This is a genomic window from Streptomyces sp. NPDC101219 (assembly GCF_044767675.1).
Lineage (GTDB): Bacteria > Actinomycetota > Actinomycetes > Streptomycetales > Streptomycetaceae > Streptomyces.
On record NZ_JBIWOK010000009.1, the window covers coordinates 175,147 to 192,035 of the forward strand.

Annotated in this window: 15 protein-coding genes and 2 tRNA genes; 7 read left to right on the forward strand and 10 right to left on the reverse strand. The window is 70.9% G+C overall.

From position 1 onward, the window contains the following. The first annotated feature begins 127 nt into the window (after nucleotides 1–127). From ACIRPP_RS19930 to ACIRPP_RS19945, 4 genes are all read left to right on the forward strand, one after another. On the forward strand, nucleotides 128–907 hold the full coding sequence (locus ACIRPP_RS19930; protein WP_403644361.1) for an HAD-IIA family hydrolase: 780 nt from the start codon (nucleotides 128–130) through the stop codon (nucleotides 905–907). Between the two features lie 149 nt (nucleotides 908–1,056). Next, entirely contained in the window at nucleotides 1,057–1,617 is a 561-nt protein-coding gene (locus tag ACIRPP_RS19935) for a hypothetical protein (protein WP_403644363.1), read from the forward strand. A gap of 2 nt (nucleotides 1,618–1,619) precedes the next feature. Next, on the forward strand, nucleotides 1,620–2,348 hold the full coding sequence (locus ACIRPP_RS19940) for a class F sortase (protein WP_403644366.1): 729 nt from the start codon (nucleotides 1,620–1,622) through the stop codon (nucleotides 2,346–2,348). Between the two features lie 294 nt (nucleotides 2,349–2,642). Further along, nucleotides 2,643–3,674 carry a glycoside hydrolase family 6 protein gene (locus ACIRPP_RS19945; RefSeq protein WP_403644369.1) on the forward strand — a complete coding sequence of 344 codons (1,032 nt, stop codon included), beginning with the start codon at nucleotides 2,643–2,645 and terminating at the stop codon, nucleotides 3,672–3,674. A gap of 116 nt (nucleotides 3,675–3,790) precedes the next feature. Here the strand turns inward: ACIRPP_RS19945 and ACIRPP_RS19950 are convergent, their stop codons facing one another. From ACIRPP_RS19950 to ACIRPP_RS19960, 3 genes are all read right to left on the reverse strand, one after another. Beyond that, a complete protein-coding gene (locus ACIRPP_RS19950; RefSeq protein WP_403644371.1) occupies nucleotides 3,791–5,731 on the reverse strand; it encodes a galactose oxidase-like domain-containing protein in 1,941 nt (646 codons plus the stop codon). Further along, on the reverse strand, nucleotides 5,728–7,752 hold the full coding sequence (locus tag ACIRPP_RS19955; RefSeq protein WP_403644374.1) for a glycosyltransferase family 2 protein: 2,025 nt from the start codon (nucleotides 7,750–7,752) through the stop codon (nucleotides 5,728–5,730). Before ACIRPP_RS19955 ends, ACIRPP_RS19950 begins: the two co-directional genes overlap by 4 nt. A 477-nt stretch (nucleotides 7,753–8,229) precedes the next feature. After that, nucleotides 8,230–8,303, reverse strand: a tRNA-Lys gene (locus ACIRPP_RS19960). Between the two features lie 179 nt (nucleotides 8,304–8,482). Here ACIRPP_RS19960 and ACIRPP_RS19965 point away from each other — a divergent pair. The 3 genes from ACIRPP_RS19965 to ACIRPP_RS19975 all read left to right on the forward strand — a co-directional run bounded on the left by ACIRPP_RS19965 (nucleotide 8,483) and on the right by ACIRPP_RS19975 (nucleotide 11,826). Then, complete coding sequence (locus ACIRPP_RS19965) at nucleotides 8,483–9,802, forward strand: peptidoglycan-binding protein (RefSeq protein WP_403644377.1); 1,320 nt, start codon at nucleotides 8,483–8,485, stop codon at nucleotides 9,800–9,802. 123 nt (nucleotides 9,803–9,925) lie between these two features. Continuing rightward, nucleotides 9,926–11,056, forward strand: a complete 1,131-nt coding sequence (locus ACIRPP_RS19970; protein WP_403644379.1) for an SPFH domain-containing protein — start codon at nucleotides 9,926–9,928, stop codon at nucleotides 11,054–11,056. Between the two features lie 164 nt (nucleotides 11,057–11,220). Beyond that, nucleotides 11,221–11,826, forward strand: a complete 606-nt coding sequence (locus tag ACIRPP_RS19975; RefSeq protein WP_403644382.1) for a lytic polysaccharide monooxygenase — start codon at nucleotides 11,221–11,223, stop codon at nucleotides 11,824–11,826. Nucleotides 11,827–11,979: 153 nt separating this feature from the next. Here ACIRPP_RS19975 and ACIRPP_RS19980 read toward each other — a convergent pair. The 7 genes from ACIRPP_RS19980 to ACIRPP_RS20010 all read right to left on the reverse strand — a co-directional run bounded on the left by ACIRPP_RS19980 (nucleotide 11,980) and on the right by ACIRPP_RS20010 (nucleotide 16,874). Next, a tRNA-Lys gene (locus ACIRPP_RS19980) sits at nucleotides 11,980–12,053 on the reverse strand. 106 nt (nucleotides 12,054–12,159) lie between these two features. Continuing rightward, the gene (locus ACIRPP_RS19985) at nucleotides 12,160–12,918 is read right to left on the reverse strand and encodes an IclR family transcriptional regulator (RefSeq protein WP_403644384.1); all 759 of its coding nucleotides are present in this window, start codon (nucleotides 12,916–12,918) and stop codon (nucleotides 12,160–12,162) included. Nucleotides 12,919–13,157: 239 nt separating this feature from the next. Further along, nucleotides 13,158–13,946: an ectoine/hydroxyectoine ABC transporter ATP-binding protein EhuA gene (gene ehuA, locus ACIRPP_RS19990; RefSeq protein ID WP_164343823.1), complete on the reverse strand. Its 789-nt coding sequence runs from the start codon at nucleotides 13,944–13,946 to the stop codon at nucleotides 13,158–13,160. Further along, the gene (gene ehuD / locus ACIRPP_RS19995; protein WP_403644387.1) at nucleotides 13,936–14,586 is read right to left on the reverse strand and encodes an ectoine/hydroxyectoine ABC transporter permease subunit EhuD; all 651 of its coding nucleotides are present in this window, start codon (nucleotides 14,584–14,586) and stop codon (nucleotides 13,936–13,938) included. Before ehuD ends, ehuA begins: the two co-directional genes overlap by 11 nt. Then, a complete protein-coding gene (gene ehuC / locus ACIRPP_RS20000) occupies nucleotides 14,583–15,332 on the reverse strand; it encodes an ectoine/hydroxyectoine ABC transporter permease subunit EhuC (RefSeq protein ID WP_403644389.1) in 750 nt (249 codons plus the stop codon). The genes ehuD and ehuC overlap by 4 nt, the downstream gene beginning before the upstream one ends. Continuing rightward, a complete protein-coding gene (gene ehuB, locus ACIRPP_RS20005) occupies nucleotides 15,329–16,261 on the reverse strand; it encodes an ectoine/hydroxyectoine ABC transporter substrate-binding protein EhuB (protein WP_403644392.1) in 933 nt (310 codons plus the stop codon). The genes ehuC and ehuB overlap by 4 nt, the downstream gene beginning before the upstream one ends. A 97-nt stretch (nucleotides 16,262–16,358) precedes the next feature. Beyond that, nucleotides 16,359–16,874 carry a hypothetical protein gene (locus ACIRPP_RS20010; RefSeq protein WP_403644395.1) on the reverse strand — a complete coding sequence of 172 codons (516 nt, stop codon included), beginning with the start codon at nucleotides 16,872–16,874 and terminating at the stop codon, nucleotides 16,359–16,361. Between the last annotated feature and the right edge of the window lie 15 nt (nucleotides 16,875–16,889).

Consider the following 16,889-nt stretch of genomic DNA (forward strand, 5'->3'; position numbering starts at 1 on the left):
CGCCCGGACCCGGACCCCCACCGGCGGCCCCGCCGCCGTTCCCTCAAGATCCTGGTCTGTTTAGGCTGGGGCACACGCAGCACGCGGACGGCACACGCAGCATCGCGGACGGCAGGAGAACCGGCACATGGCAGACCGCAAGCCCATCGAGTCCTGGCTGACCGACATGGACGGGGTGCTCATCCACGAGGGCGTCCCGATCCCCGGTGCCGACGCCTTCATCAAGAAGCTGCGCGAGACGGGCAGGCCCTTCCTGGTCCTCACCAACAACTCGATCTACACGCCGCGCGACCTGCACGCCCGCCTGCGCCGCATGGGCCTGGAGGTGCCGATCGAGAACATCTGGACCTCCGCCCTCGCCACGGCCCAATTCCTCGAGGACCAGCGCCCGAACGGCTCCGCCTACGTCATCGGCGAGGCCGGTCTGACCACCGCGCTGCACGATATCGGCTACGTCCTGACCGACCACGAGCCGGACTACGTCGTCCTGGGGGAGACCCGCACCTACTCCTTCGAGGCCATGACCAAGGCGGTCCGGCTGATCAACAACGGTGCCCGGTTCATCGGGACCAACCCGGACGAGACCGGCCCGTCCGCCGAGGGCCCCCTCCCGGCGACCGGCGCGGTGGCCGCGCTGATCACCAAGGCGACCGGCAAGCACCCGTACTTCGCGGGCAAGCCGAACCCGCTGATGATGCGCACCGGGCTCAACCGGCTCGGCGCGCACTCCGAGGTCAGCGCCATGATCGGCGACCGGATGGACACCGACGTGCTGGCCGGCATGGAGGCCGGGATGCGGACGTTCCTGGTGCTCACCGGCCTGACCGGGGCCGACCAGGTGGAGGACTTCCCGTACCGGCCGTCGCAGGTCGTGGACTCCATCGCGGACCTCGTCGACCTCGTCTGACCCGGCGGGCCGCCCCCGCCGCACCCCCGCCGGCCTGCGGCTTCAAACCTCACCCGGCGCGGCCGCCACCCGGACGGCGTAACCGGCGCACCCGCGAGGATGCGTGCACCCTCCTCGCGGGGGAGGCTCCGTGTGTCTGGAGGTTCACGATGAGTTCCATGAGACTCACTCTCTGTACGGGAGCCCTGGCCGTGGCCGCGCTCACCCCGACGACGGCGTACGCGGCGGACGGCGGTGGTGTCGCGGTGACCCCCGCGGCCCCGGCGCCCGGCACGGACGTCACCCTGCGGGTGGCCGAGTGCGCCGAGCGGACGGCGGTCGCCGTGTCCGCGGCGTTCGTCTCCGACGTACGGCTCAGCGTGTCCGACGGAGTCCTCGTCGGCGAGAGCCGCGTCCGGTCCACCGTCACCGCCGGGGTGTACGACGTGAAGGTCAGCTGCGGCGAGACCGACCGCAGGGGCACCATCACCGTCGCCGAGGCCCGCAAGCCGTCCGGCGGCCATGACGAACCGGCCGGCGACCGGCCGACGGCACCCGCCTCCCCGGTCGCGCCGGTCGACGCGGGCGGCGGCGGCACGGCCCGGCTGGCGGCGGCCGAGGCCGAGGACGGCCCCGGCACCGCCCAGGTGGTGACCGGTCTGGCGCTCGCGGGAGCCGCGGCGGTGGCCGTCGCGCGCGGCCGCGCCCGCCGGAGCCGCGGGACGGGCTGACCATGTCCGGATCCGAACAGGCCCCCGCTCCCTCCGGCACGGGGCGGTTGCTCACCGGCGTGGCCTGGGTGGTGCTGCTGCTCGGCCTGTGGCTGTGGGGGCGCGACGCGACGGACGCGCGGCCCGGGGTGACCGGGCCCGCCACCGGTGACATGGCCGCCGCCGGCCGCCCGCCGCAGGTGGAACTGCCGCCCGCGCACCGGCCGTTGGACGAGGCGCTGCCCGAGCGCCTGGAGATCCCCGGCCTCGACGTCCGGGCCCCCGTCGTCTCCCGCGGCCTCGACGCGCGCGGCGCGCTCGACCCGCCGCCGTTCGACCGGCCGGGCGTGGTCGGCTGGTACGCGGACGGGGTGACACCGGGGGCGCCCGGTACCGCCCTGATGGTGGGTCATGTCGACACCGAGACCCGGCCCGCCGTCTTCTACCGGGTGAGCACGCTGCAGGCCGGCCAGAAGATCCGGGTGGTCCGCGCGGACGACGAGGTCGCCGAGTTCACCATCGAGGGCATCCAGGTGCTGGAGCGGGACGGCTTCGACGCCCGGCAGGCCTACGGGCCCCGCCGGGACGGCCGGGCCGAGCTGCGCCTGGTCACCTGCGGCGGCACCTTCGACGAGAGCACCGACAGCTACACCGCCAACGTGGTCGTCTCGGCGTACCTGACCGGGACGGGCACCGACAGCGGCACCGAGGACGGCACGGGCGCGAGCACCGGCGCCCGGGGCACCGTCTGAGGCGCCCGGGGCGGTGTCCCCCTCCGGCCGGCGGCCCCCGCCCGACGGGCCGCCGGCCGGGGTGTCGTCACCGCCCGCGGGGCGCGGGAACCCGGGGTGGGCGGCACCCGTTCTGACGGGGGGCGGTGCCGTCTCCGACCGGGGGCGGTGACCGTCGGATCGTCCTCCTGGGGGCCCCGGGACGTATGTCAGGATTGGGACCCGGACAACGGAACAGAAGACCGGAAGAGCACAAGAGCATTCCGGAACCACGCACCTGAGCACAGGTGACCAGTGCACCCAAGGGGGGGTTGGATGTACGGCAGCAGGGGGGTCGGGGCGTTCGCCGGGAGGCGGGCGTCCGCAGCGGTGCTGGGGGCGGCACTGCTGATCACCGGGTGTTCCTCCGACGGCGACGGCAAGGGGGACGACCCGGAGGCCGGCGCGGGGATCAGCCAGCAGCCGAAGGAGACCGACCCCTACTGGGTCAACCCGGACGGCACCGCCGCCCGGGAGGTCGCCGCGCTGACGAAGGCCGGCAAGAAGGCAGAGGCGGAGCAGGTCCGCAAGATAGCCGAGCAGCCCGTGGGCGAGTGGATCAGCCCGGAGAACCCCGAGGAGCAGACCCGCGGCTTCACCGAGGCCGCCGACAAGGCGGGGCGGACCGCGCTGCTCGTCCTCTACAACATCCCGCACCGCGACTGCGGGCAGTACTCCCAGGGCGGCGCCGCCGACGGCGACGCCTACCGCGACTTCGTCGACGGGGTCGCCAAGGGCATCGGCGACCGTCCCGCGACGGTGATCCTGGAGCCCGACGCGGTGCTCCACCTGGTCGACGGCTGCACCCCGCAGGAGTTCCACGAGGAGCGCTACGACCTCCTCAAGGGCGCCGTCGCCAAGCTGAAGGGCCTGAAGGACACCAAGGTCTACATCGACGCGGGCAACGCCGGCTGGGGCGAGCCCGACCAGATCTTCGACCCGTTGAAGCGGGCCGGGATCGACCAGGCCGACGGCTTCTCGGTGAACGTCTCCAACTTCTACTCCACCGAGGACTCCATCGCCTACGGCAAGCAGCTCTCCGCCAAGGTCGGCGGCAAGCCCTTCGTCATCGACACCAGCCGCAACGGCAACGGCCCCTACACCCAGGGTGCCGCCGACGAACGCTGGTGCAACCCGCCCGGCCGGGCGCTCGGCGAGACCCCGACGGTGAAGACCGACGACCCGCTGGTCGACGCGTACCTGTGGATCAAGCGGCCCGGGGAGTCGGACGGCGAGTGCAAGGGCGGCCCGAAGGCGGGCCAGTGGTGGCAGGACTACGCCCTGGGCCTCGCCCGGGCGAGCGACTGACCGAACCCCGCGCGCCGGGCCCGCAAGCCGTCGGGCCCGGCGCGGGAACCGGAAAGGGGTGCCCTCCGTGACGGAGGGCACCCCTTCCTCGTGGGTGCCGGGGCACCGGGACGGTGTTACGGCACCTGCACCCACTGGGCCTTGCTCGGCGTGCCGTCGGCGTCCGTGGCGAACAGCATGTACCAGCCCGCCTGGACCAGGTTGCGGTTCTTCGGCACGGTGACCGTCAGCTTGTCGCCGTCGGCCTCGAAGTCCAGCGCGATCGAGCGCTGGTCCACGTCGGTGACGTGGGTCGAGGCGCTCGGGCGCATCAGCCGGACGCTCTTGATGTTCGCCGCGTCCTTCGAGGTGAACGTGCCGGACTCGCCGCGCTCGATGGTCTCCGGACCGTCGGCCAGCTGGGGCTGCTCACGCTCGCCGTACAGGTACGGCGGGGTGTAGATCTCGATGCGCTGCTCGAACTCGCCCGGCTTGGTGTTGGCCTTGTCCGCGTAGAGCGAGTCGGAGCCGAAGAACATCACCCGGCCGTCGGGCAGCAGGATGGAGCCGGCGTGGTAGTTGCGGCCCACCAGCGGGTCGGCGACCCGCTTGAACTCGTTCTTCTCCGTGTTGTAGATGCGCGCCTCGAAGATGTTCGAGTCGCTGCGGCCCCGGTAGTCCTCCGAACCGCCGGAGACGAGGATGTCGTCGTTCGGCAGGATGGACGCCTGCGGGTAGCGGGTGCCCTTGTCCAGCGTGGGACCGTCGACGAACTTCGGGTCGTCGTCCTTGAGGTCGACGATCCGGGTCTTCACGCTCGCCTTGCGGGACTCGCCGACGCCGCCGCCGCCGATCACCATGTAGCGCTCGTCCTGCGCCGGCGGCAGCAGCACCGTGCCGGACGTCTCCATCATGTCGGGGTCGCTCAGCCCGGGGATCTTGGTGAACTTGTTGGTCTCCACGTCCCAGACGCCCGGGTCACGGCCCTCGTCGGCCGGCCCGTAGCCCGCGTTCGAACCCGAGTAGAACACCTTGCCGTTCTGCATCAGGAACAGCGCCGGGTAGGTCGGGAACTGACGGATCTTGTCCGTGTAGGTCCACTTCTTGGTCTTCGGGTCGTAGATCTCGTTCTTGCCCGGGACCAGCTGGCCGATGTCGTCGAGGCCGGAGACGCTGAGGATCTTGCCGTCGCTCAGGGTGGTGAGCGTCGGGTACCAGCGGGCCTCCTTCATCGGGTCGACCTTGATGTACTTCTCGGCGATCGGGTCGAACTCGAAGGCGTCGTCGATGCCCTGGAAGTCCTTCTTGTCCAGGGCCAGCTTCTCGGCGATGCCGTACGTGTTCTGGGCGTCCTCGCCGCTGAGACCCTGCACGGTGTAGTTGTCCTGCGTGCCGGTCTCGTACTTGGCGCCCTCCTTCTGCGCCTCGACGTAGGTCCGGCCGTAGCCCGGGGTGTTGCCCAGGAACTCGCCGGTCTCCTTGTCGAAGTTCTTCTTCGCGCGGGGGACGAGCACCGGGTCCTTCGAGATGAAGGTCTTGCCGTTCTCCTTGCCGACGAACTTGGTGCCCGCCGGGAGGGTGATCGGCTTGTCCGGGTTCTCGTTGTGGACGACCATCAGGCCGCCCGCCTTCTTCACGTCACCCTTGAGCTTCTCGTACCGCTTGGTACCGCCCGCGATGAGCAGGTTGCCGTTGGCGAGCTGGGTGTGACCCGTGCAGAACAGGTCGCTCGGCGTCGGCACCTTCTTGATGGTCCCCTTGACCGGGTCCCAGATACGGGTGTCGTACTTCTTCGCGTCGAAGTTGTCCTTGTTGTTGCCCGAGCCCGCGACGAGCAGCACCTTGCCGGTGCGCAGCAGCGCCGCGTGGATCGTGTTCTGCCGGTACTTCTCCGGGAACTCGATGATCTCCCAGCGGCCGTTCTCGGCCTTGTACTCCGGCTGATTGATCTTGTACGCGTGGTACTTCTCGGTACCGAAGCGGTACAGCCACGGCCCGTTCATTCCGGCCAGCGCGAGTACCACCGTCGTGCCTATCGCTATGCGACGGGCGCGACGGCGGCCAGCACGGTCGTTCATTTCTTACGTCCCCCAAGTCCACCAAGGGCGATCTGCATGGTCTGGTCGTTACCGGGGTTGCCGCCCCCGGTCCCGCCCGGGCCTTCGGGGCCCCTTGATCCGCCCGGTGCGCCGTGCGAGCCGGCCCAGTCGGGCCGTGCGTGCGGTGCGTGCTGCTGCGGCAGTGCCTGCGTCGGGGCCGCCTGGTCGGCGGCCGGAGGCTGCCCCGCGGCGTGCGCGCCGGGCTTCTTCCTGTCCTGCCGCATGCCGTGGCGCCACGCGAACATGGGCGCCGCGGTGATCAGCAGGGCGAACGTGGCCCAGATGACCATCGCCGGGTGGTTGTGTCCGTAGACGAAGCCCGCGGCGATGGAGCCACCGAAGATCACGATGAAGTACCAGTGGTACCGGAAGGTTCCGAACCATGTGTCCGGGCTGGCCGAGTCGCCCTTCGGGGTGACCACGAACTTGCTCTTGCGGCGCAGGACCGAGTCGATCAGCGCCTTCGCGTAGAGCGGGGCGGACAGCGCGGACATCACCATGCCGGCCACACCGCCGGAGCCCTCGGGCTCGTGCGGCGACACGTTGTGGCGGCGGTTCCAGATGTACAGGCCGATCTGCAGCGCCGAGGCGTTGCCGTAGAGCATCAGCCAGATCGTGGGGTCGATGTTCACACCCGAGGCGCCCAGACCCAGGAACAGCGCACAGCTCAGCGCCGCCAGGATCCAGTTCATGGCCGCCATCGGATAGAAGATGATCATCATGGTGTAGTTGAAGAGCTTGCTCGGCGGAAGCGAGTAGAAGCCCTTCCAGTACTGCCCGATGATCGTCTCGTAGGTGCCGCGCGACCAGCGCATCTGCTGGGTGAAGAAGTCCGTCCAGGCGTTGGGTCCCTCACCGACGGCGAGCACGTCCGGGGTGTAGACCGAGCGCCACTTCCGGCCCGTCTCCGGGTTCTTGTGACGGTGCATCTCGAAACCGGTCGCCATGTCCTCGGTGATCGAGTCGTACAGACCGCCGATCTGCTTCAGCGCCTTGATGCGGACGGCGTTCGACGTGCCGACGAACATCGGCGAGCCGTAGCGGTTGCCGGCCCGCTGGATCAGCGCGTGGAAGAGGAACTGCTGCGACTCCGCGGCCTTGGTGACGAAGTTGTCGTAGTTGCCGTACACCTGCGGGCCGATGACGAAGCCGACGTCCGGGTCCCGGAAGAAGCCGAGCATCCGCTCCAGGTAGTTCGGCAGCGGGACGTGGTCGGTGTCGACCGAGGCGAAGTAGTCGTAGTCGTCGCCGTGCGCCTCGAGCCAGGCGTTGTAGTTGCCGTGCTTGGTCTTGGCGCGGTGCGCGCCCTTGGGACGGTTCCACTTCGCGACCCCTTTGCGGGAGAAGTGGTGCACCCCCAGGCGCGCGCAGACCTCTTTGACCTCGGGGTCGTCGCCCTCGTCGAGCAGCCACACGTGCATCAGGCCCCGGTGGCGGATCTTGACGGCCGCCTCCAGGGTCTTCGTCACCATCTCCAGCGGCTCCTTGCCGGGCACGAAGGAGGTGAGGAAGGCCACGCGGGTGCCGGTCTCGGGCACCACCGGGATGGGGTCGCGGGCGACGAGGGTGGCGTGGGCGTTCGACAGCACGTTCATGCAGCGGAAGAACTCGATCAGACCGATCGAGACGAGCATGACGATGTCCAGGGCCGGCAGCCACTCGAACGCCGGGTGGTCGCGCTCGGTCCAGTGGGACGGCTGCAGCAGCCACACCAGCAGCACCAGCGACAGCACGGGGGCCGCGGCCAGCATCAGCGCGATGCGGATGCGGTGCGGCTCCTGGCCGATCAGCGAGCGGTACTGGACCTTGTACGGCTTGTTCGGATCCGGCTGGGTGAGGGGCCCCGCGAGCCGGCTGTAGTGCTCGTAGTCGTATCTCGGCAGCGTCTTCTTGATCCGCCGGAACGCGCCCGTGTTGCCTGTCCGGTGGGCAGGCACCCTGAGCTGGGTGGTCTGGGACGGGTCGTCGTCCCGTTGGGCGCCCTTCGGCGTCGACGTCATGAGTCATCCCCCCACACGCGGTCCCCCGCGTGTTTCGTCGCTTCCTTCCGTCCGCGTCCGGTCCCCCTCGACCTTCACGGACGTATCAGTGGTAGACCGCTGTCACCACGTCACGCACACCTTATAGACACGGCACAGCGCTCTTCCGGTTGCATGATGCCCCCCTCGGCATCGCTTCCCGGACGGGGCCCGTCGGACCCCGCCTGGTGGCAACCGTTCTCCCGCCCCCAATCGCCGCGAAGCCGCAGCTCATTGAAGAGACCAGGTTGTACGGTGCCCATCATGATCGCAAGATGCGATACACGGTGTTCACCGGTCATACGCGCCCATTGTGACCTCTGAGAGGGGTCCGCGGGGCACGGTTGTGCAGGCTGGGCCGCAGTCCTGTACGGACGGCGGGGGGACCCCGCTCACCGCGGGCGGCGGAACGGCCAAAAGCGGACGGGCCCCCCGGTCACGAGGAGCCCGTCCAGTCGGTGCGCCGCCAGGGACTCGAACCCCGGACCCGCTGATTAAGAGTCAGCTGCTCTAACCAACTGAGCTAGCGGCGCGCGCTGACGGAGTCACTCTACAGGACCCCGGCGGGTGCTCGGGACCGCCGCCCGGCCGGCCCGCGGGGCCCGGGGCGTACATCATTCGGACCGTCAACATGCGCGGGGCGACGACAGTTGAGAAACTGATCAACGTGCACAGGTGCGGAGATTTTCACCGGAAGTGTGAGGGGTATCGCATGGAGTCTCCGGAATTCGAGGAATTCGATCCCGCGAGCGATTGCGAGTGCCCCGGCTGTGTTCAGGGTCGACGCCTCTTGCCGCATTTCCCGGACGGTCGCGGCACCGGCCGCCCGGCCGCCCGGACCGTGGCCGTGGCGGCCGCCGCCTCGGCGGTGGTCGGCGGGCACGCGGCGCCCGCCCTCGCGGCCCCGCAGGCCGCCCAGCAGCCCGCGGTCACCGGGATTCCCGCAGCTGACGTGCCCGACACCCCGCAGGGGCAGCGGGCGCCGTTGCACGGCCCGGCGGGCCAGGCGGCGCCGCCCGTCGCCCCCGCGAACACCCCTGCGACCACCCGCGCGGACATCATCAACCGGGCGAAGAAATGGGTCACCGCGAAGGTCCCGTACAGCATGACCTCCTACTGGTCCGACGGATATCGGCAGGACTGTTCGGGTTATGTCTCCATGGCCTGGAACCTCGCCGGGAACGAATGGACCGGCAGTCTCGGAAACTACGCCGACAAAATCACCAAGGACGAACTGCAGCCCGGCGACATGCTGCTCTTCCACAATCAGGCCGACCCCAACAACGGTTCACACGTCGTCCTCTTCGGCGGCTGGACGGACCACACCCGTACCTATTACGTGGCGTACGAGCAGGCCCGCCCCCACACCCGCAGCCAGCCCACCCCCTACGCCTACTGGAGCGATTCCGCCGGCTACGTCCCCTACCGGTACAAGGGTGTGACGGGCAGCACGGCGGGCTCCGAACCGGACACCGCGAAGCCGGCCGCGCCGGTGCGCACGCCGTTCCCCGGGGCGGCGTACTTCGGGCCGGGCGCCGACAACCAGCACGTCACACAGCTGGGCCGGATGCTCGTCGAGCGCGGCGGGGCCCGCTTCTACACCATCGGGCCCGGCCCGCGCTGGACGGAGGCGGACCGCAGGGCGACCCAGGCGTTCCAGGAGGCCCAGGGCTGGAGCGGGACCGCCGCGGACGGGCTGCCGGGACCGCAGACCTGGGACCTGCTGGTGACCGGCCGGGGCAACGACATCCCCGCCGCCGCCCCCGGCACCGCGGCTCCCGGCTCGCGGGGGGTGCCGGTCTTTCCCGGCCGGGCCCTGTTCCGTCCCGGCGCGCACAACGACCACGTGACGCAGCTGGGCCGGCAGCTGGTGCAGAAGGGGTTCGGCCGCTTCTACACCACCGGGCCCGGCCCGCGCTGGACCGAGGCGGACCGCCGCAACGTCGAGGCGTTCCAGCGGGCCCAGGGCTGGCGCGGCGGAGCGGCCGACGGCTGTCCGGGCCCGGAGACCTGGCGGCGGCTGTTCTCCTGACCGGCCGGCGCGACCCCCGCCGCCCGCGCACCGTCCGGTGCGGTGGGCGGCACCGGTCGTCCGGCCGGGCCCGGACGACCCTTCCCCGATGTGACGCATCTGGCGCGGAGGCTGGAGGCACGCATGACCACGACCACGCCCCACACCCCGGAGTCCGAGCAGCCCGCCGAGGGCGGGCCGGTCACCCGGCCGTCCCGGCTCATCCACACCGAGTCCACCACCGAGATCCCCGTCCACCTGCTGTTCCGGGACGACCCCGACCCGGCCCCGGTGCCGCTGCGGCCCGCCGTCGTGGCGCGCCGGCAGGGCACGGGGGAGCAGCCCCGGCTGCGGCGCCCGGTGCCCGACCGGTCCGGGACGCCGCCCCGGGTCGACCCCGACCTGGTGGAGCGGCCCGCGCGCGTGCTGCCCGGCGTCGTGGGCGTGCTGGCCGGGGTGTGCGGGGCGGCCGGCTGCGTGGCCACGGCGTGGTGGACGGGCGCGCTCCCGCCGCTCGCGGCCGGCGCGCCGGGCCTGCCGCCCGCCCCGGGAGCGGCCGGGATCGGCCCCGCGCAGTGGGCGGCCTGTGCCGGTGCGGGCGCCCTCGCGCTGTTCGGCTTCGGCGGGCTGGCCCGCGGGCGGACCGGACGGGCCTGGGTGCTCGGCCTGTTCGGCCGCTACCGGGGGACGGTCCGCCGGACGGGGCTGCTGTGGGTGAACCCGCTGCTGCTGCGCCGTCGGGTCGACGTGCGGCTGCGGCACTGGCGCAGCGAGCCGATGCCGGCCGCGGACCGGGGCGGGATGGCGCTGCGGGTGGTGGTCACGGTGGTGTGGCGGGTGCGGGACACCGCGCGGGCGACGCTGGGCGTGGAGGATCACGAGACCTATCTGCGGGAGTGTGTCGAGGCGGCGCTGCTGCGACTTCCGGTGGAGGCGCCGGGTGCGGGCCAGGCCGCGATGGACGCGGTGCGCGAGGAGTTGACCCGGCAGGTGGCGGCGGACACCGCGCCGGTCGGGCTCGAGGTGTTCGCGGTGCGGCCGGTGCGGGTGGAGTACGCGCCGGAGGTGGCGGCGGCGATGCACCGGCGCCGGATCGCCGCCCTGGACGCCCGGCACCGGGCGAGTGTCCTCAGCTCGGTCGTGGACTCGGTGGAGGACACGGTGACCCGGCTGACCGTGCGCGGGCTGGTGGAGCTGGACGACTACGAGCGCAAGGCGCTGGTGAAGGACCTCACGGTGGCGTTCTGCGCGGGGAGGGGCGAGCCGATGCCCTGATCCCGCCCGGGGGCCGCCGTCGGGCCGGCACGCAACTGGTTGAACGCGTCGTGCATCTGGTCTGGACATGTTCATGTCGCAGTCCTACGCTCAGACTTGGTCTAGACCTACTCGCACCACCTGCACGGCTCACTGACACCCCCACGTTCACCAGGAGCGGCAGCATGCGCACACGGACCAAGCTGTACGCGGCCGCGGTGGGACTGGCCACGACCGGAGCACTCGCGTTCTCCTCCGGCGGGGCCAGCGGCCACGGCTACACCGACCTGCCGGTCAGCCGGCAGAAGCTGTGCCAGAACGGCACGGTCACCAACTGCGGCGCCATCCAGTGGGAGCCGCAGAGCGTCGAGGGCCCGAAGGGCTTCCCCGCCTCCGGCCCCGCCGACGGACGGATCTGTTCGGGCAACAACACCCGGTTCGCCCAGCTCGACAGCCCCCGCACGCCCTCGGGGGGCGCGTGGCCCACCACCCGCGTCACCGGCGGCCAGAACTACACCTTCCGGTGGCAGTTCACGGCCATGCACGCCACGACCGACTTCAAGTACTACGTGACCAGGCCGGGCTGGAACCAGAACCACGCCCTGACCCGGTCCGACCTCAACCTGACGCCGTTCTTCACGGTGCCCTACAACGGGCAGCGGCCCCCGCAGACCCTCTCGCACACCGGAAGGCTGCCGTCCGGGCTGAGCGGACACCACGTGATCGTCGCCGTCTGGACGGTCGCCGACACGACCAACGCGTTCTACGCGTGCTCGGACGTCACCTTCTGAGCCTTCTGAGCCGGACGTCACGGGCGGGGCCCTTCTGAGCCGGGCCCTCCCGGGGCACCGACCCGTCCCGGGCACCGACCCGTCCCTGGTGCCGACCTGCCCGGGCCGCAGAACACCGAAGGGCCTCTCGCTCCCACGAGAGGCCCTTCACCGTGCGCCGCCAGGGACTCGAACCCCGGACCCGCTGATTAAGAGTCAGCTGCTCTAACCAACTGAGCTAGCGGCGCATGACTCCCGCCGTCCGCTTCCCGCGGCCGGCGACGCGAAAATACTACCTGGTCCCGGAGGGTGCTCCCGACCACGACCGGCGGCGCCGCCCGCGGTGATCCGGATCTAGATCGTCAGCGACAGCAGCACCGGGGCCGCGCTGCGGTTGAGCGTCTCGGCGGCCCGGCGCAGCCGGTGGGCGTGCTCGACCGGCAGCGACAGGGCCAGGCAGCCCACGGCGGAACCGGCCGTGATCGGGACGGCCGCGCACACGGTGCCGACCGCGTACTCCTGGAGGTCCAGCACCGGCACGGTGGGCGGCTGCGTCGCCAGCTGGGACAGCAGCAGCCGGTCGCTGGTGATGGTGCGCGAGGTCAGCCGCGCCATCCGGTGCCGGGCGAGGTGATCCCGCCGCCCGCTGTGGTCCAGCTGGGTGAGCAGGCTCTTGCCGACCGCCGTGGCGTGCGCGGAGCTGCGGAAGTCCACCCACTCGTTGACCTTCGGGGTGGCCGGGCTGTCGGCGTACTGGGTGACCCTGACCTCGCCGTCGATGTACCGGCTCATGTAGACGGCGGCGCCGACGCGGTCACGCAGCCGGTCCAGGGTGCGCTGCAGCGTCGCCCGTACCGCGGCGTCGTGGCCCTCGGTGGCGCCGAGGCGGGCGAAGGACTCGCCGGTGACGTAGGCGCCGTCGGCGATCTGCTCGACGTAGGCCTCGCGGCGCAGCATCCGCAGGAGGGTGGTCAGCCGCTCCCCGTGCAGGCCGCTCTCGCGGGCCAGGTCGTGGTCGGTCACTCCGGTGGTGTGCCGTGCCACCGTCTCCAGCACGCGCAGGGCGTCCTGGGCCGAGTGGTACGGCGCGGTCGGCTCGTGCTTCAGCGCCACGGTTTCCCCCTGCGCTCGCTGGTGGGCCGCGATCCGGTCGGCAGTCCCGTCCACGATAGCCGCGAACGCGCGCTCCCCGCCCGGCTGTTGCCCGGATTCCCGGGCCGGTCCGGCGGGGGCCGGGGCGTCATGACCAGGTAATTATGGCGATGGCATATGACTCCGGCGGCCGGGCGGAGGTGCGCGGTTTTCCCGCGCACCCCCGCCCGGCCGCCAGGGACGGACCGCTGCCGGCCGCCTTACAGGATGGTGCTCAGGAACTCACGGGTGCGCTCGTGGTCGGGGTCCCCGAACAGCTTCTCCGGCGACCCGGATTCGATGACCCGGCCCGAGTCGAACATCAGCACCTGGTCGGAGATGTCCCGGGCGAACGTCATCTCGTGGGTCACGCACAGCATGGTGATGTCGGTGCTGCGGGCGATGTCCCGCAGCACGTCCAGCACCCCCGCGACGAGTTCCGGGTCGAGCGCCGAGGTCACCTCGTCCAGCAGCAGCACCTGGGGCCGCATGGCGAGCGCCCGCGCGATCGCCACCCGCTGCTGCTGGCCGCCGGACAGGTGCGTCGGGTACGCGTCGCACTTGTCGGACAGCCCCACCAGCTCCAGCAGTTCCCGGGCCCGGGCCTCCGCCTCGTCCTTGGACAGGCCGAGGACGGTGACCGGCGCCTCGGTGATGTTGCGCAGCACCTTCATGTTCGGGAAGAGGTTGAACTGCTGGAAGACCATCCCGATCTTCTTGCGGACCTCCCGGACCTGCTTCTCCGGCGCCGGGAACAGCTGCTCCCCGTCGACCGTGACGGTGCCCTCGTCCGGCTTCACCAGGGTCATCAGCAGACGCAGGATGGTCGTCTTGCCGGAGCCCGACGGGCCGATCAGGGTCACGTGCTTGCCGGCGTCGACGGAGAAGTCGAGCCGGTCGAGCACGGTGTTGTCACCGAAGCGCTTGGTGACCTTCTCGAGGCGGATCAGTTCCCGGCCCTTGTCGGTGGACACGGGCTTCTCGGGTGTGGGCGCGGTTTCAGCGGACAAGGCGGCGCTCCAGGGCTCGCAGGAGAAGAGAGGCGGGGTAGGCGATGAGGATGAACGCGATGCCGACGAGGACGATGGGCTCGTTCATCTGGAACGTCTGCGACCCGAACTGACGGGCCTCGCCCAGCATTTCGAGCACACCGATGACCATCAGCATCGGCGAGTCCTTCAGCATCGCGATCACGTAGTTGCCCAGCGCGGGCACCACGCGGCGCAGCGCCTGGGGCAGGATCACCGTGGTCCAGGTGCGCGAGCGCGGCAGGCTGAGGGCCGTCGCGGCCTCCCACTGCCCGGCCGGCACCCCGTCGATGCCGGCCCGGTACACCTCGGCCGTGTACGTCGAGTAGTGCAGTCCGAGACCGACGATGCCGGTGGTCAGCGCGGACAGCGTCAGACCCCACTCGGGCAGCACGTAGAAGATGAAGAACAGCTGCACGAGCAGCGGGGTGTTGCGGATGAACTCCGTGACCGCGGTGACCGGCCAGCTCACGATCTTCAGCGGCGACCGCTGGGCCAGCGCCCAGACCAGGCCGAGGGCGAAGGCGATCAGCGACCCCAGGACCAGGGCCTGAAGGGTGACGAGGACACCGTCCCAGAAGGCCGGGAGGAAGTCCTCCAGCGTGCTCCAGCTCCAGTTCACGCGGCACCTCCGGTGGCCGACGGGTCGGCGACGAGGTCCTTGCCCGGACCGGTGGCCCGGTTACGGATCAGGGACGTGCGCGGCGGAGCGGTCCGGCCGACCCCCGCCTTCGCCCGGCGCTCGACCACACGCATGACCCGGGTGAGCAGGAAGGCGAGCACGAAGTACATGACCAGGATGACGGTGTAGACCGGGGCGCTCTGCCCGGTGGCGTTGCGCACCAGCTGGGCGGCGAAGGTGATGTCGCCGACGCCCAGGACGGACACCAGGGCGGTGCCCTTCAGCAGCTCGATGAGCAGGTTGTTGAACGGCGGCACCATCTCGGGCCAGGCCTGCGGCAGCACGACCTTGCGCAGCCGCTGGCCCCGGGTGAACCCGAGGGCCACGCCGGCCTCCATCTGGGCCGGGGGCACCGCGGCCACCGCGCCGCGCACGATCTCGGAGCCGTAGGCCCCGTAGGTGCAGCCCAGGGTCAGGACGGCCGCCCACATCGGGACGAGCTGCCACCCGAGGGCGATCGGCACGACGAAGAACACCCAGATCATCAGGACCAGGGCCGACGTGCCCCGGAAGATCTCGAAGTACAGGCCCGACAGGAAGCGGACGATCCACAGGTCGTGCGTCCGGGCGAGCCCCACGACGAAGGCGACCGCCGCGCCGAGCGCGGCACTGAACACGGTCAGCTGGACGGTGATCCACACGCCCTTGAGGAGGAGTTCCCACAGACCGGAGGTGATCTCACTCATGGGCGGCACTTCTCCTCGGCCGTGAGCGTCGTCATCTGGTCCTCGGAGAACCCGAAGGGACGCATGATGTCGAGCAGCTCGCCGCTGCGCTTCATCTTGTGCAGCTCGCGGTTGAAGGCGTCCCGCAGGTTGCGTTCCGGCCTGCGGAACGCGAAGCCGCCGACGTCGACGACGGGCTCGCCGTCCACGTAGGGCGTGACCTCCGCCGTCGCCTCGACCTTGCTGCTGCGGCTCTGCTCGACCACGTTGCGCACGGTCACCGCGGTGCCGGCGAAGACGTCCACGCGGCCCTGCTCGACGGCGAGGAGACCGGCCAGCTGGTCGGGCAGGGTCGATATCTTCTCGACCCCCGCCTCCTTCGCGTAGTCGATCTCCGCGTAGCCGATGCCGGTGGCCATGCGGGCGCCGGTGCGGGCGATGTCCTCGTAGGTGCGCAGCTTCATCGGGTTGCCCTTGCGGACGATGAAGGCGTCCTTCATCTGGTACTCGGGGTCGGCGAACAGCACCTGCCCGCACCGCTCGGGGTTGATGTACATCCCGGCGGCGACCACGTCGAACTGGAGGGAGTTGAGACCGAAGATCAGCGAGCCGAACTCGGTCGGGAAGGGCTCGACGCGTTCCACGCCGAGACGCTGGAAGATCTTGGTGGCGATGGCCGGCGCGGATCCGGTGACCTTGCCGTCCCTGCCTATGTAGCCGTAGGGCTGCTCACCCGCGATGCCGAGGCGCACGGTGCCCTTGGCGCGCAACTGCTGCAACAACTGACCGCCGTCCCCGGTGTCCGCCGTCGCCACGCGGCTGCATCCGCTCGTCGCGCCGACCGCCCCCGTGGCAGCCAGCGCGGCCGAACCCGTGAGCAGGAGGCGGCGGGAGATGCCGGGGCGGCCTCTGGGACGTGGGCCGTTGTCCACTACCTGTTCTCGAACCATGGGCGCGCCGCTACCCAGGGTCCGGCCAAGTATGCCCGCCGGTTTCGGCCCTTCTCGGGTGATGCCCGGCGCCCACCGGACGCCGGGCACCGGTCGGTCAGTACTTGACGCAGGCCCGCGCCTCGCTGCGGTACGCCGGGTGCTCGGTCAGCGGGAAGTTCCAGCTGCCGATCATGCAGATCTTCTGCGTGCCCTTCGGGTTGGACAGCTTGACCGTCTTCGTGGTCGACTTCTTCCCGCCGCGCTGACGCTTCGTCACGGTCTTCAGCTTCTTGTTGTCGATGCTGAGCAGACCGATCAGCACGTGGTCGGTGCCGTACTCGCAGCTGCTCTTCAGGTAGCCGGACGCGGTGTTCTTCGTCACGCTGACGACGGCGTGGACCCGGCAGCCCGGCCGCTTCCCGCTGATCCGGATGATCTTGCCCTTCTTGGCGGCGACCTTCGCGGCCTGGGCGGAGACGCCCGACGACGCGGCGGCCTGCGCGGAGGGGCCGGCCTCGGCGGCCTGGGCGGGGGCCAGGGCCAGCGAGCTGACGGCCAGACCGGCGGCGGTGAGGACGCCGGCCGCGCCGAGACGCCGGCGGCCGGGCGCGGTTGCCGTGCTGAGCAGCATGTCTCTCCTAGGGGG